This window comes from Pseudomonas mandelii (assembly GCF_006438925.1).
GTDB classification, from domain to species: Bacteria; Pseudomonadota; Gammaproteobacteria; order Pseudomonadales; family Pseudomonadaceae; genus Aquipseudomonas; species Aquipseudomonas mandelii_C.
In genome coordinates this window covers 140,284-153,286 of record NZ_RCZA01000003.1, presented here as the reverse complement: position 1 = coordinate 153,286, position 13,003 = coordinate 140,284, and the positions used below count along the sequence as shown (strand labels likewise).

Annotated in this window: 15 protein-coding genes; 11 read left to right on the top strand and 4 right to left on the bottom strand. The window is 55.2% G+C overall.

The genetic code is table 11. From position 1 onward, the window contains the following. Positions 1-6 precede the first annotated feature (6 nt). From fos to EAH74_RS07755, 5 genes are all read left to right on the top strand, one after another. Positions 7-423, top strand: coding sequence for a fosfomycin resistance glutathione transferase (gene fos / locus EAH74_RS07775; RefSeq protein ID WP_140677949.1), 417 nt, complete (start codon positions 7-9; stop codon positions 421-423). Between the two features lie 65 nt (positions 424-488). Then, positions 489-1,127, top strand: a complete 639-nt coding sequence (locus EAH74_RS07770; RefSeq protein WP_123366824.1) for a LysE family translocator — start codon at positions 489-491, stop codon at positions 1,125-1,127. A gap of 85 nt (positions 1,128-1,212) precedes the next feature. Then, complete coding sequence (locus tag EAH74_RS07765) at positions 1,213-2,562, top strand: sensor domain-containing protein (RefSeq protein WP_140677452.1); 1,350 nt, start codon at positions 1,213-1,215, stop codon at positions 2,560-2,562. A gap of 117 nt (positions 2,563-2,679) precedes the next feature. Next, positions 2,680-2,838 carry a KGG domain-containing protein gene (locus EAH74_RS07760; protein WP_010462447.1) on the top strand — a complete coding sequence of 53 codons (159 nt, stop codon included), beginning with the start codon at positions 2,680-2,682 and terminating at the stop codon, positions 2,836-2,838. Positions 2,839-2,911: 73 nt separating this feature from the next. Continuing rightward, positions 2,912-3,415: a DUF4142 domain-containing protein gene (locus tag EAH74_RS07755; protein ID WP_140677450.1), complete on the top strand. Its 504-nt coding sequence runs from the start codon at positions 2,912-2,914 to the stop codon at positions 3,413-3,415. A 46-nt stretch (positions 3,416-3,461) separates the two neighbouring features. On the opposite strand, the gene EAH74_RS07750 is transcribed toward EAH74_RS07755, so the two are convergent. After that, entirely contained in the window at positions 3,462-3,872 is a 411-nt protein-coding gene (locus EAH74_RS07750) for a low affinity iron permease family protein (protein WP_140677449.1), read from the bottom strand. A gap of 323 nt (positions 3,873-4,195) precedes the next feature. Between EAH74_RS07750 and EAH74_RS07745 the strand changes: the two genes are divergently transcribed. Beyond that, complete coding sequence (locus tag EAH74_RS07745) at positions 4,196-5,281, top strand: type I restriction endonuclease (protein WP_140677447.1); 1,086 nt, start codon at positions 4,196-4,198, stop codon at positions 5,279-5,281. 60 nt (positions 5,282-5,341) lie between these two features. On the opposite strand, the gene EAH74_RS07740 is transcribed toward EAH74_RS07745, so the two are convergent. Together EAH74_RS07740 and EAH74_RS07735 are read right to left on the bottom strand one after the other, a co-directional pair. Beyond that, positions 5,342-5,881 carry an AidA/PixA family protein gene (locus EAH74_RS07740; RefSeq protein ID WP_140677445.1) on the bottom strand — a complete coding sequence of 180 codons (540 nt, stop codon included), beginning with the start codon at positions 5,879-5,881 and terminating at the stop codon, positions 5,342-5,344. Between the two features lie 124 nt (positions 5,882-6,005). Continuing rightward, the gene (locus EAH74_RS07735; protein ID WP_017336890.1) at positions 6,006-6,509 is read right to left on the bottom strand and encodes an inclusion body family protein; all 504 of its coding nucleotides are present in this window, start codon (positions 6,507-6,509) and stop codon (positions 6,006-6,008) included. 440 nt (positions 6,510-6,949) lie between these two features. Here EAH74_RS07735 and EAH74_RS07730 point away from each other — a divergent pair, with 440 nt between their 5' ends. After that, positions 6,950-7,279, top strand: a complete 330-nt coding sequence (locus EAH74_RS07730; protein WP_082555838.1) for a YXWGXW repeat-containing protein — start codon at positions 6,950-6,952, stop codon at positions 7,277-7,279. A gap of 102 nt (positions 7,280-7,381) precedes the next feature. After that, positions 7,382-8,152: a trans-aconitate 2-methyltransferase gene (gene tam / locus EAH74_RS07725; RefSeq protein ID WP_123366817.1), complete on the top strand. Its 771-nt coding sequence runs from the start codon at positions 7,382-7,384 to the stop codon at positions 8,150-8,152. Positions 8,153-8,231: 79 nt separating this feature from the next. On the opposite strand, the gene EAH74_RS07720 is transcribed toward tam, so the two are convergent. Beyond that, positions 8,232-8,573, bottom strand: a complete 342-nt coding sequence (locus EAH74_RS07720; RefSeq protein WP_140677443.1) for a hypothetical protein — start codon at positions 8,571-8,573, stop codon at positions 8,232-8,234. 438 nt (positions 8,574-9,011) lie between these two features. Here EAH74_RS07720 and EAH74_RS07715 point away from each other — a divergent pair, with 438 nt between their 5' ends. Genes EAH74_RS07715 through EAH74_RS07705 form a run of 3 tightly spaced genes read left to right on the top strand, consistent with a single transcriptional unit; the run spans position 9,012 to position 12,998 of the window. Continuing rightward, positions 9,012-10,484 (top strand): c-type cytochrome, encoded by a 1,473-nt coding sequence (locus EAH74_RS07715; protein ID WP_140677441.1) that lies wholly within the window; start codon positions 9,012-9,014, stop codon positions 10,482-10,484. A 49-nt stretch (positions 10,485-10,533) separates the two neighbouring features. After that, a complete protein-coding gene (ctaD, locus tag EAH74_RS07710) occupies positions 10,534-12,309 on the top strand; it encodes a cytochrome c oxidase subunit I (protein WP_140677948.1) in 1,776 nt (591 codons plus the stop codon). Beyond that, the gene (locus EAH74_RS07705; RefSeq protein ID WP_140677439.1) at positions 12,306-12,998 is read left to right on the top strand and encodes a cytochrome c oxidase subunit 3; all 693 of its coding nucleotides are present in this window, start codon (positions 12,306-12,308) and stop codon (positions 12,996-12,998) included. Before ctaD ends, EAH74_RS07705 begins: the two co-directional genes overlap by 4 nt. The last annotated feature ends 5 nt before the right edge of the window (positions 12,999-13,003 follow it).

Here is a 13,003-nt window from a genome sequence, read left to right as displayed (position 1 = left end):
AAAAAATTGCTCACTGGCCTCAACCACCTGACCCTCGCCGTCACCGACTTGAACTGCAGCGTGGCGTTCTATCACGATCTGCTGCAACTTCAGCTTGAAGCCACGTGGGACACCGGCGCTTATCTCTCGCTGCCGGGTCTGTGGGTGTGCCTTTCCTTTGATCCACTGCGCAAATCCGAACCCGCCGCCGACTACACACATTACGCCTTCGGCATCAGCGCATCGGATTTCCCGTTGTTCGTCGAACGCCTGCAATCCGTCAACGTGCAGGAATGGCGCGACAATCGCAGTGAAGGCGCCTCCTTCTATTTCCTCGACCCGGACGGCCACAAGCTTGAAGCCCATGTCGGTGACCTGGCGTCACGGCTGGCAGCCTGTCGTGGGCGACCCTATGCGGGAATGAAGTTCTTCGACGATCAGTAAGTCGATGCGCGTGGACCTGAGATAGACTTGCGCCCATTCACCAAGTAGTTCAAAAGGACTTTCCGATGACCCCATCGCTGCTAATGGCTGTTCTCGCCTCTGGCTTTATCTACGGCATCACGCCGGGGCCGGGTGTGTTGGCGGTGTTTGGCATTGGTGCGGCGCGTGGTCGGAGGGCCGGGGCGGGGTTTCTCTGCGGGCATTTGCTGGGGGATGTGGTCTGGTGCAGCACTGCGTTGATCGCGATTGTCGGTGCGCGGGAAATCGGCAGTACCGCATTCGATGTGCTGGGAGTACTCAGTGGGCTGTACCTGTTCTGGCTCGGTCTGCGCGCGGTTCGCGCTCGTCGCAGCAGTGACGAAGCCCCTCAAGGCCCGGCGCGGCAGCCGTTCTGGCACGGCATTCTGTTTGGCCTGACCAATCCGAAGGCTTACCCGGTGGCGGTAGCGACTTTTACGGCGCTGCTGTCCAGCCGTGCCGAATTGCTGCACTGGTCGATGCTGCCGTGGCTGATTGTCCTGAGCTTCGTCGGTGGCCTTTTGGCCTACGCTATCCTCATCGGGATCGTTGGTGCGCGACAGGTCCGTACCTTGTATCAACGCCATGAACTGGCGATTACCCGGCTGTGTGGGGTGATGTTTATCGGATTCGCCATCAATGCCCTGGCGCATGCATTACCGGGGCTGGTGACGAACAAGGCGTGAGGCTGATTGCAAGGAGGCGTCAGTTGTACTGATGGGGCAGGGAAGATTCTTTATTGCTGCATTGGCCGGGCACGCTCACCGCACTATGGCAACCAGAAATTCCGCGCCGTTGGCGAGCTTCATCGATCTCTTGCTGGACGCCGTCTGTGCGGTCGACAAACAAGGTCGCTTCGTATTTGTCAGCGCGGCCTGCGAGCGTATTTTCGGTTATACCCCCGAAGAGCTGATCGGCCAGTCGATGATCGATCTGGTGCACCCCGCCGATCGTCAGCGCACCCTCGATGCCGCGCAGGAGATCATGGGCGGCGACCCCAAGCTCAATTTCGAAAACCGCTACCTGCGCAAAGATGGCCGAGTGGTGCACATTCTCTGGTCGGCGCGCTGGTCGGAGGTCGACCAACTGCGAATCGCCGTGGCGCGCGACATCACTGAACGCAAGCAGGCCGAATCCCGGCAAGCGGCGTTGTATGCGATTTCCGAAGCCGCCCACGCGGCGGAAGATTTACTGGCGCTGTTCAAACGCGTCCATTTGATCATCGGTGAATGGCTGCCGGCGCTGAATTTCTCCGTGGCGTTGTATGACGAACACTGTGCACAGCTGAATTTCCCCTATCACGTCAACGACCATGAGCAGCAACCCGAGCAGCCCGGAACGATCACCGGACGTCTCTGCGCCGAGGTGATTCGCAGCGGCCAGCCGATTCTGCTGACCCCGGATCAGGACAATCCACCGGCGGGGTTTGAGGCGCTGGTCGCGGGCCGGCATTCACCTTGCTGGCTGGGTGTGCCGTTGAGTTCACAAAACGGCACCATCGGTGCGCTGATTGTTAAAAGCGTGCCCGGTGGTGAGCGCTACACCGAGCAGGACAAGGAACTGCTGCAATACGTTTGCGCCCAGGTCGCCACAGCGATTGAGCGCAAGCAATTGCATGCCAGACTGCAGCGCATGGCCCAGTACGACCAACTGACTCAGCTGCCCAACCGAGAGTTACTCCGTGACCGGTTTAAAGATTCTCTGACGCTGGCGCGGGCGGACTCCGGCCGAATGGCACTGCTGTACGTCGACCTCGACCGCTTCAAGCAAGTCAACGACACCCACGGTCATGCGGTCGGCGACATGCTGCTGCAGGCTGTCGCCAATCGTCTCAAAGGCTGCGTGCGAGAAACCGACACGGTGGCGCGCATCGGCGGTGATGAGTTTGTAGTGTTGTTGCACAGCATCCACGCTTCGGAAGACGCCGACAGCGTAGCGGGAAAAATCCGACAGGTTTTGGCTCAGCCCCTGCGTCTGGACGGCCACAGCCTGATCATCCAGACGAGTATCGGCGTTGCGCGATACCCCGACGACGGCACTGAAGAAAAGCAGTTGTTCCGGCATGCCGATGAGGCCATGTACGCCGTCAAGCGCCAACATCATCAACGCCTCGGGACCTGAAAAATCTGCCACCGTTCGTCGCGGCGATTTCAACTTTTCTAAACCTTTGCGGTGATCGAAATTCTGATTCTATGCGGGCTCCTGCTCGCCGCGATCATCACCAAGAGGTAGAGAATCATGCCTAATTCAAGAAACTCGAACTCGGGAAACTTCGCCAACGATCGAACGAAGGCGTCTGAAGCGGGTCGCAAAGGTGGGAAAACTACCACCACGACCGTCGATAAAGACCCTGCGAAACCCGATATGGGCCGCAAAGGTGGTCAGAAATCGAAGTAGCGGTGAAGGTAGTTTTGATTGAGAGGCGGGAGCGTAAGCTCCCGTTTGAATTTTTTAGGAGGAGGGCGCGACCATGAGCCGGATGGCCACCCGATTACGCAATGCCAGTTTTGCTACGTTACTGGGCCTGTTTGCCTGCAGTGCCTTTGCCCAGTCCCCCGCCGAATTCATTAACGATGCATCGGCCAAAGGCATGGCCGATATCGAAGCCAGCCGCCTGGCGCACCAGAAAACCGAATCCAAAGAGGTCAAGGACTACACCATCGTCGTCATCAACGACCGCACCACCGCCAATCAGCATCTGGCGAAAATCGCCAAGCAGCTGGATTTGCCGGTGGCCCCGCGCGAAGAGGTAGTCGATAAAGCCAAAGCCTTGATGCCGCAAGTGCAGGACGGCGCCAGCTTCGACCAGGCCTACGCGGCCAGTCAGGTGAAAACCACCCAGGAAGCCATCGAACAGCTTCAACAGGCAGCGCAGACCACCGACGTGCCTGAAATCAAAGCCTTCGCCGAAGAAACCCTGCCAAAATTGCAGAGCCATCTGCAAATGGCCAAGGCGCTGCAAGCCAGTCGCTAACCCACGAAGTACGCGGGTGACCTCGGGCCACCCGCGATGATCCCGATCAGCATTCATTCAAATCCTGCTTACCTTTTTCCTGGACGACGGTCCCGTCCAGGGAAATCGTTTGGCCCTCGCCAAGTTGCCGATACTGCTTTCTCAGCGCTTCCAACTGCTTGAGGTCCAGCGCCTCAAGCCCCAGCATCGCGTTCTGCGCCTCCTTCGTCACCCGCAGCAACTCATCGACCTTCAAATGCAAAATATCCGTATCGCGGTTCTGGGTGTTCTGGATCAGGAACACCATCAGGAAGGTGATGATGGTGGTCGACGTATTGATGATCAGTTGCCAAGTGTCGTTGAAGTGAAAAATCGGCCCACTCAGACCCCACAGAAAAATCAGAATGATCGCCCCCATGAACGTCTTGGGGCTGCCCGCCCACAGGGCAAGTTTCTGAGCGACTTTTGCGAATTTCATAGCCGTGTTCCTTATAGGGATGCGCCTGATTTTCAGACAGCGACGGCGTGTTGGAAATTCTAATTACTTATCTGTGCCCGCTGAAAAAACGGTTTTCTGAGCTTGATACCTTTTACATTGGAATATGGTCGGCGTAGGAGCTGCCGAAGGCTGCGATCTTGGTGATGTCAAAGACAGATTGAACGAGAGCTGGGTAGAAGAAATCTAGGCGGTTCTCAATTCTTGGCTGGAATCTTTCTTTGTGCGGGTTTGTGACTAGTATCAATGGCAGTCAATTTGCCAGCATGCAATCTCACGGATCGAAACCAGGTAAGAGGCCACTCATGGAATTCTTCGAAAAGTTAGCAAGCTTAGCCGCCAAAGTTCGTTTGCAAGGCGCTGCCATTAAGACGGAAGAAGCGACCAAGAACGCGTTTGTCATGCCATTTATCAGCACGGTGCTGGGCTACGATGTCTTCGATCCGACCGAAGTGACCCCCGAATTCGTTTGCGACATTGGAACGAAAAAGGGAGAAAAAATTGATTACGCAATCATGAAGGGGGGGGAGGTTCAAATCCTCATCGAGTGCAAAAAAATAGGCGAGCCGTTGCACATAAATCACGCCTCCCAGTTGTTTCGCTACTTCCACGTCACCAGCGCCCGAATCTCTATCCTTACCAACGGTCAGGTCTACAAGTTTTTCACCGACCTGGATGCACCCAACAAGATGGATGAGAAGCCATTTCTTGAACTCGACCTTCTGGATATCGACGAGTATTCCGTCCCCGAATTGGTCAAGCTCACCAAGTCAGCCTTCGATGTGGATTCGATCATTAGCGCCGCAGGTGAGCTGAAGTACGTCAGCCAAATCAAAAAGGTCATTGCTTCGCAGGTCAGCAAGCCTGATGACGACTTTGTGAAGGTGTTCGCGTCGCGTGTATACGACGGGGTGATTACTCAGAAGGTCCGTGAACAGTTCTATGAGCTAACGAGAAAGGCCGTGGTGCAGTTTCTCAACGACCAAATCAACGACAGGCTCAAGTCGGCCATGAGCGGTGCTATTCAACCCGCGTTAGCCTCTTTGCCGGCTTCTTCCAGTGGTGCTGAGCAGCCGGATTTGCGAGACGAGTCAGAGGACAAGGTTCTGACAACGCTGGAAGAACTGGAGGGGTATCACATCGTCCGTGCCGTCGTTCGGTCTGTTGTCGATGCGAAGCGGATTGTTCAGCGCGACACCCAGAGCTACTTCGGCATTCTGCTCGACGACAACAACCGCAAACCGATCTGTCGTCTGCACTTCAATCGTTCACAAAAATACATCGGCATATTTGACGAAGAGAAAAATGAAACCCGGCACGCAATAAACTCGATAGACGATATCTACGAATACTCAGATCACTTGAAGAAGACTGTTGGATATTACGACTAACCACGATGATCGATTGGCAGAAGAAACCGGCCCTTGAGGCCGGTTTTTTTGGATTTCTGTTCACTCCGCCAACTTCACGTCCACCGTCCAACTGAAGTACCCCAATGCCTCGCAGCTTTTATTGATCAGCATGAATTTCAGTTCGCACGCCGCTACCCCAGCCGCCAATTGCGTACAGTGCCAATAATGATCATCGGCCGTGTGGCTGCCCGGTTGGGTCGGGTTTTCGGGATCGGGTGCGGGGACTGTCAGGTTTGCGTGGACCACCAGTTCAGGCGGTGAAAGTACCCCGGCATCACCGACAGACATCTCGTAGAACACCACGCTGTGTTCGGCGAGCAAGCTGACGGTCCTGCCACGGATTTGAAAGTTCTTTCCGTTATTTGCGGCAAGCGTCATTGGGCTGTCATTAATTGTACTTTGTGTGAGATTTGTACCGCTGATGGAAAAGATGAAGCCTTCCTCAATCCCGGTCGGATTTTTCGGCTCAAGACTGGGTTGCGGATAGCGTGAAAGCAGTGATTCGACATCGACGATCAGCAGCACATTATTGGCTGGCGCGATACTCATCGAGGGGGAGGCAATCGGTTCAGAAGTCATCATGGATTCCTTTCATGATGTTGATTCAAGACGGCAGCCGCATCGGCTCAAGCAAGACATCCCGTCCCGGCCGAAGCGGCAACGAACTCGGCAGGCCCCTTGTCTCCAAGGGGCCTGGTCATCGTCAGTTACGGATGGTAATGAACGGATCCCACGAGCAGCAGCCTACGATCTTGCAGTCGCGATCAACGATCAGGAAGTGGAAGTGGTAGGTCACACTGCCGCATGAAAGTGTTTCTGAAGACCAGTAATGGTTGTCGACTTTCTGGCAGCTAGGCACCGACGGGTTGCTGGTGTTGGGAACGGCAACGCACGCTGTAGCCTTGCGGGGCGTGGGTGTGGAGATCAAGTCGTTGCCGACATTGCCGATGAACTTGTAGAAAATCACTGCAGTCTCGAAGCTCTGCGACAGACTGGTTTCACGCCAGCGAATCAAGTCGCCTACCTGGGCTTTCAAGTTGAGTTCGCCACCGGCCTGGCCGCTGACCACGTTGTTCTGATTGGTCACCATGTACACATGATTGACGTCGATTAACGTCGGCGAGGCAGGGTTTTTGCTGATGTTCGGGTAGTTTTTCAGAATGGTTTCAGTGTCGATTGAAACAAGTACATCCGTGACTCGAGACATAGTAAAGCTCCTTGTTCATAGTGAATGCCTGGCATCTTCCAGGCAAAACAACGCTTGCTTGCCTTACGGCCGTTGCGAACACACTACGGGCGGAACCCACCTGTCACGGGCATGAGCTGGCCTTGCTCCTTGCGTGCAAACTAACGGGTTCGGGTTCCTTCCGACGGGCCGCGATTGGACTATAGATGTGAATTTTAGGCTGTCAAAATTGCTTGGCTTCTAGTTCGACGAACGGTCGGTTTGGTTATGACTTCAGAAGATTTTGCGATAAAAAATGCTCATTCAAATTCTCGTTGTTATGTCGGTGCCAAGTCATACAAGTTCAGGTAATAGACAGATACGACCTGCTACAAGATCAATTAGCCAAGCAGGAGCGTGGCTGGAAAAGGGGGGATTTTTGCTGATTCACTCAATGCGGCGGTCAAGCCTGAGGAGGCAGCATGTGGTTACGTTATATGGCGTTATTGGCGGTGATGTTCGCAGCGTCCGGCTGTGTGCAGGAGCGGGTCGTTCATGAGCGGCGTCCGGTGCAGCATGAGTACGTTGAAGTCATTGCACCGCAGCCGCCACCGGAACGCGTAATCGAAGTAGAGCCTGTGGCGCGTCCGGGGTACGTCTGGTCCCGAGGATACTGGCGTTGGGAAGGTGGGCGTTATGTCGCTGTTCATGGCCACTGGGTGCCGGAACGACCGGGCTATCGTTATGTGCATCCCCACTGGGAGCAGCGTAATAATGGCTGGTATTGGCAACGAGGGGGTTGGGTCAACTGACATCTTTCGCCATAGGTCGGATAGGGCAGAGCACATCGGTCGGCGTATCGTAGCGAACTGTTATCTGCCCTGCCCATGACAACGCACCGACAGGAGAACGCAATGAGTTGGTCCGCCAAACAATACGTCGCTTTTGAAGATGAACGCACACGTCCCGCCCGTGACCTGCTGGCCGCGATCCCTGCTGTGGACGCACGCTCGGCAATCGACATCGGTTGCGGCCCCGGCAATTCAACCGAGTTGCTGGTTGAGCGCTTCGCCAATGCCGCGGTGCGTGGCTTGGACAGTTCGACCGATATGATCGCCGCCGCCCGCAAGCGCTTGCCGCAGGTGCAATTCGATACGGCTGATATTGATACCTGGAACGAAAACGGCCCGTTCGATGTGATTTTCGCCAACGCGGTGTTGCAGTGGTTACCTGATCACGCGAAGTTGCTGCCTGCACTGGCGAGCAAGCTGGCCCCAGGTGGCAGCCTGGCGATCCAGATGCCGGACAATCTCAACGAACCTTCGCATCGCTTGATGCGCGAAGTTGCAGCCGATGGTCCATGGGTTGGCAAGCTGGCGGGCGCCGCCGGGCAGCGGACGGAGATGGCAGATGCCAGTGGTTATTACTCGATGCTGCGAGCCCACTGTTCCCGTGTCGATGTGTGGCGCACGACTTACCATCATCCACTTGCTGGCGGCGCGTCTGGTGTGGTCGAGTGGTTCAAGGGCAGCGGATTGCGACCGTTTCTTGATCCGCTGGATGAGGCGGAGCGGGCGCAGTATCTCAAGCAGTATCAGGCCGCGATCGAGCTGGCCTATCCGCAGTTGACCGATGGTTCAGTGCTGCTGCCGTTCCCACGGTTGTTTATTGTTGCGACGCGCTGATGAATTAATGAAAAAGGGACAGATTCCGCTCTTTTCGTCTGTCCCTTTCGCGTACCAATGGCCGAGAATTCCGTCGTAGCTAGGCGTCAATCAGCTGATCAATCAAAACCGCGTTGCTATAGATCAAGCTTCCATCACTCGCTCGATGCCCGACCAGATGGAACTGACCGCGTTCGTTGTGTATATAGACGCGCATTTGGCAGTCGGACAAAGGGCCGTATCCCTCCGGCAAGTTCAACTCCAGAGTGTCCATGTCGACATCGACCATGGCTTCACGCTCATGGGTCTTCTGCAGGCGTTCTTCAGCTTGCTCCAGACCCCGATGGAGGGGGCCATCGACGTAAAAATGGATTTCACCCACAGGGGTCGACTTTTGTTCTCCGTTGACTTTGCACCAGCCTTCGATCGTCAAGGCACTCATGACGAAATCTCCGTTGTGGACGGCTGGACGCTGTAGCTCTTGGCCGTCACTTGTCTGACCGCTATGCATAGGCAAAGACTTTTGCGGGCGCTTGCCGATTTTTGCCTTCCGTAATCAGACCTAATTATAGCTGGCAACCGGGCCCCGCTTACTCGACTGTCGTTCAGGCGAAATGTGTTGCTGAAGAGTTACAGTTATATATAGCGAATAGGTTTTAAGTGATCAAGTTGATGCTGAAGTTGGAATATCCAGGCAATAAGGCTTTTCAGCAAAAAGCGCTTGTTCCGGCCATGAACTATACTTCCTGCGGACTTTGCCACAAAGATAGGTGGTATTTGTCTAGCCTGTTTTGGCGTCAGATTAGTACGGATTTGACGATGTTGTTCTGTGGCGATGCTTATGCATGCCGATGAGTAACAGGAATAGGATGAAAGCAAAATGGCAATGGCAATTATTCTTGTACTAATCGTTATTGCATCAGTGCTGTTCCATATATTAGCGCCTTGGCATGCGACACCGGCAGCGTCCAACTGGGGGTCAATAGACACCACCCTGTTCATCACCCTGATCATTAGCGGAATATTTTTCGTCGCCGTCACCCTATTCATGGCGGTGGCCGTGATACGTTTCCGTCACAAGGAAGGTGCCAGGGCGGCCTACCAGCCAGAAAATAAAAAGTTGGAAACATGGTTGATTATCGTGACCTCGGTAGCGATTGCCGCGATGTTGGCGCCAGGCCTGGTTGTTTACAGTGACTTTATCCGGGTGCCGAAAAATGCTTATGAACTTGAAGTGGTTGCCCAGCAGTGGCAATGGGCCTTTCGTTTTCCCGGCCAGGACGGGAAGCTGGGCAAATCGGATATTAAGTTTGTTGATTCCACCAATCCCTTCGGCCTCGACCCCAAGGATCCTCTTGGGCAGGACGATGTACTTATAATAAACAATGACGTTCGCCTTCCGCTCGATAAGCCGGTAAAAGTTTTACTGCGCTCTAAAGATGTGCTGCACGATTTCTATGTCCCACAAATGCGCAGCAAGATGGACATGGTGCCAGGGATGGTGTCGTACTTCTGGTTTACACCGACTAAAACGGGGAAATATGAAGTCCTTTGCGCTGAATATTGTGGCGTAGGTCATTACAATATGCGCGGCCATATGATCGTAGAAGAACAGGATGCCTTCGATCAATGGCTGAACAGCCAACCAACTTTTGCGCAAACATTAACGACAGCTGCCAAACCCAGTCGGGACAGCGTGCTGGAAAAAGGTCGCCAGTTGGTCGAAAAACTCGGCTGCAGTGCCTGCCATAGCCAGGATGGCAGTGCCAGTCTCGGCCCGGGATGGAAGGGCCTGTACGGCCGCACTGAACAGCTTGCCGATGGCACCAGCGTGCTCGTCGATGAGGCCTACGTAAAAGAGTCGATCCTCGATCCGAAGGCCCGACTGGTACAAGGCTACCCGCCGGTCATGGTGACCTATACTCTCAATGACGATGAACTGGGTGCGCTCGTCGCCCTGATCAAATCACTCGGTGCCGGGCAGCAAGACAAAGAACCTACTCCCGGCGAAGCGTCGAGCCCAGGTGGCGACTTGGCGGCACAGGGACAGAAGTTGGCTCAGTCGCTCGGCTGTCTGGCCTGCCACAGTGTCGATGGCAGCAAGGGTGTTGGCCCCAGCTGGCAGGGCCTGTATGGCAAGGCAGAAACCCTTGCCGACGGTACGAGCATAAAGGTCGATGAGGACTATATAAAAGATTCGGTTCTTAATCCCGGTGCCAAAATCGTCAAGGGCTACGCGGCCGTCATGCCGGCCTTTACTCCGAGCGACAAGGACCTGAACGCACTGATCGCTTTTATCAAATCCAAAGCGAATGCCGACGCTGATGCGAGCAAGGCGCAACCAGGGAAGTAGCCGTAAAGCAACCAGGAATGCACCGAAACTTCGACAGGAGGATGACGTGATGGCCTATGCGGAGCAAGCCGAAACAGAAGCACTACACGAACCCAAAAGCTTCCTGACCAAATATATCTGGAGTCAGGACCACAAGGTCATAGCCATTCAATATTCCTTGACGGCTCTGTTCGTGGGTCTTATCGCCGTGGTGTTGTCCGACTTGATGCGCATACAGATAGGCTTCCCCGGCAGCTTGGCGTTCATGGACGCCAGTACTTACTATCAGGCGATGACCATGCACGGCATGATCATGGTCATTTATTTGCTGACGGCCTTGTTTTTGGGGGGCTTCGGCAACTATTTGATCCCGCTGATGGTGGGCGCCCGCGACATGGTCTTCCCCTACGTCAACATGCTGAGTTACTGGTTCTACCTGCTAGCGGTACTCGTGCTGCTCTCCAGTTTCTTTGTCCCCGGCGGTCCCACCGGTGCGGGCTGGACGCTCTATCCGCCACAGTCCATTTCTCAGGGGACACCAGGGGTCGAGTGGGGCATCATCCTGATGCTTGTCTCACTGGCGATTTTTATTGTCGCAGCCACCATGGGCGGGTTGAACTACGTCACCACGGTGTTGCAGGCGCGCACGCACGGCATGACATTGTTTCGCATGCCGCTCTCCGTATGGGGAATCTTCATGGCCTCGATCATGGCCTTGCTGGCCTTCCCGGCGTTATTTGTCAGTGCAGTCATGATGCTGTTTGACAAGCTGTTGGGCACCAGCTTCTTTATGCCGGCGATGGTCTCGTTGGGGCAGTCGCTCGATCACCAGGGCGGTAGCCCGATATTATTCCAGCACCTGTTCTGGTTCTTCGGCCACCCGGAGGTCTACATCGTTGCTCTCCCTGCGTTTGGTCTGGTGTCCGACTTGATCAGCACGCATGCGCGTAAAAATATCTTCGGCTACCGAATGATGGTGTGGGCCATTATTGCGATTGGCGTACTCAGCTTTGTGGTCTGGGCGCACCATATGTATGTCAGCGGAATGAACCCGTACTTTGGCTTTTTCTTCGCGACCACCACCTTGATCATCGCGGTGCCGACCGCACTGAAAGTCTACAACTGGGTGCTGACCCTGTGGCGCGGCGACATTCATCTGACTGTGCCGATGCTGTTTGCCCTGGCCTTTATCGTCACTTTCCTGGTCGGCGGTCTGACCGGCTTGTTTCTGGGCAATGTGATCGTTGATATCCCGCTCTCGGACACCTATTTCGTTGTAGCCCATTTTCATATGGTCATGGGGGTTGCACCGGTACTGGTGGTGTTCGGTGGCATTTATCATTGGTTCCCGAAAGTCACCGGGCGCATGTTGAACGACACCCTGGGCAAGTTGCATTTCTGGATTACCTTTCTGGGCACCTACGCCATCTTCTTCCCCATGCACTACCTGGGTTTCCAGGGCATGCCACGCCGTTACTACGCCTATGAAAACTACGCGTTCATCCCGCAGTCGGCGCAAGAGTTGAATGCTTTCATTACGGTGGTCGCATTGACCGTCGGCGTTTCCCAGTTGCTGTTCCTGTTCAACCTGGCCTGGAGTGCATTTAAGGGCAAACCCGCAGGCAGTAATCCCTGGGGCGCGGCCAGTCTGGAATGGCAAACACCGAACACCCCGCCGATACACGGTAACTGGGGAGCGAAGCTGCCGGTCGTGCATCGCTGGGCCTATGACTACAGTGTGCCGGGGATAGAACAGGATTTCGTTCCGCAAACAGTCTCCGCCGAGGAGCTGGAGCAGATGCGGCAACTGAGTGTCGGAACCAAGATAGCGGACGTTAAAACATGAGCCGGTTGCTATTGAGAAACGCCGACGGCGCTGACCCCGGCGGCAGCTGGAATCGCGATCCGGAGGGTATTCAGGCCGGCGAGGGTGCCGACCGAAACCAAACCGCAAGAATAGGCCTGCGCTTATTTCTGGTCGTGGTGAGTTCGTTATTCTTTCTCTTCTTGCTCGCCTTTATCGCCCGTTCACAAATGACCGACTGGCTACCCCTGACAGAGCCCTTGGCGCCGTTAGCCAATCCATGGCCGCTGTGGGTGAATTCGGCTTTTCTGGCATTCAGTTGCATCGCACTGCAGTGGTCACGCATGGCCGCGCGACAGGCTCGACTGGACGCAACGGTCATTGGCTTTGTATTGGGGGGCGTATTTGCAATTGCCTTTCTGGTGGGGCAATTCTGGGTCTGGCAGCAGTTTGTCGCCTGGGGCTACTTTGTCGCCAGCAATCCGGCCAACAGCTTCTTCTACCTGTTGACCGGTGTGCATGGGCTCCACCTGCTGGGCGGGTTGATCGCCTGGGGCAGAACCGTCGCCAAATTCCTGCGTCATGTGCCGCTGCCTCAACTCAGCGCTAGCGTGGAGCTGTGCGCCATCTATTGGCATTACTTACTGGGTCTTTGGTTCGTGCTATTCGCTCTGCTGACCAGCACGCCGCAAACCTATGAAGCCATCGCCAGATTCTGCGGCCTGAGGTGAAAAGC

Bases quoted from the DNA above. Each gene is read 5' to 3' on its own strand.
- EAH74_RS07730 (WP_082555838.1), top strand. From the start codon at position 6,950: ATGTGGTTACGTTATATGGCGTTATTGGCGGTGATGTTCGCAGCGTCC.
- tam (WP_123366817.1), top strand. From the start codon at position 7,382: ATGAGTTGGTCCGCCAAACAATACGTCGCTTTTGAAGATGAACGCACA.
- EAH74_RS07740 (WP_140677445.1), bottom strand. From the start codon at position 5,881: ATGACTTCTGAACCGATTGCCTCCCCCTCGATGAGTATCGCGCCAGCC.
- EAH74_RS07705 (WP_140677439.1), top strand. From the start codon at position 12,306: ATGAGCCGGTTGCTATTGAGAAACGCCGACGGCGCTGACCCCGGCGGC.
- EAH74_RS07720 (WP_140677443.1), bottom strand. From the start codon at position 8,573: ATGAGTGCCTTGACGATCGAAGGCTGGTGCAAAGTCAACGGAGAACAA.
- EAH74_RS07760 (WP_010462447.1), top strand. From the start codon at position 2,680: ATGCCTAATTCAAGAAACTCGAACTCGGGAAACTTCGCCAACGATCGA.
- EAH74_RS07735 (WP_017336890.1), bottom strand. From the start codon at position 6,509: ATGTCTCGAGTCACGGATGTACTTGTTTCAATCGACACTGAAACCATT.
- EAH74_RS07755 (WP_140677450.1), top strand. From the start codon at position 2,912: ATGAGCCGGATGGCCACCCGATTACGCAATGCCAGTTTTGCTACGTTA.
- EAH74_RS07745 (WP_140677447.1), top strand. From the start codon at position 4,196: ATGGAATTCTTCGAAAAGTTAGCAAGCTTAGCCGCCAAAGTTCGTTTG.
- EAH74_RS07770 (WP_123366824.1), top strand. From the start codon at position 489: ATGACCCCATCGCTGCTAATGGCTGTTCTCGCCTCTGGCTTTATCTAC.
- EAH74_RS07765 (WP_140677452.1), top strand. From the start codon at position 1,213: ATGGCAACCAGAAATTCCGCGCCGTTGGCGAGCTTCATCGATCTCTTG.
- EAH74_RS07750 (WP_140677449.1), bottom strand. From the start codon at position 3,872: ATGAAATTCGCAAAAGTCGCTCAGAAACTTGCCCTGTGGGCGGGCAGC.
- EAH74_RS07715 (WP_140677441.1), top strand. From the start codon at position 9,012: ATGGCAATGGCAATTATTCTTGTACTAATCGTTATTGCATCAGTGCTG.
- ctaD (WP_140677948.1), top strand. From the start codon at position 10,534: ATGGCCTATGCGGAGCAAGCCGAAACAGAAGCACTACACGAACCCAAA.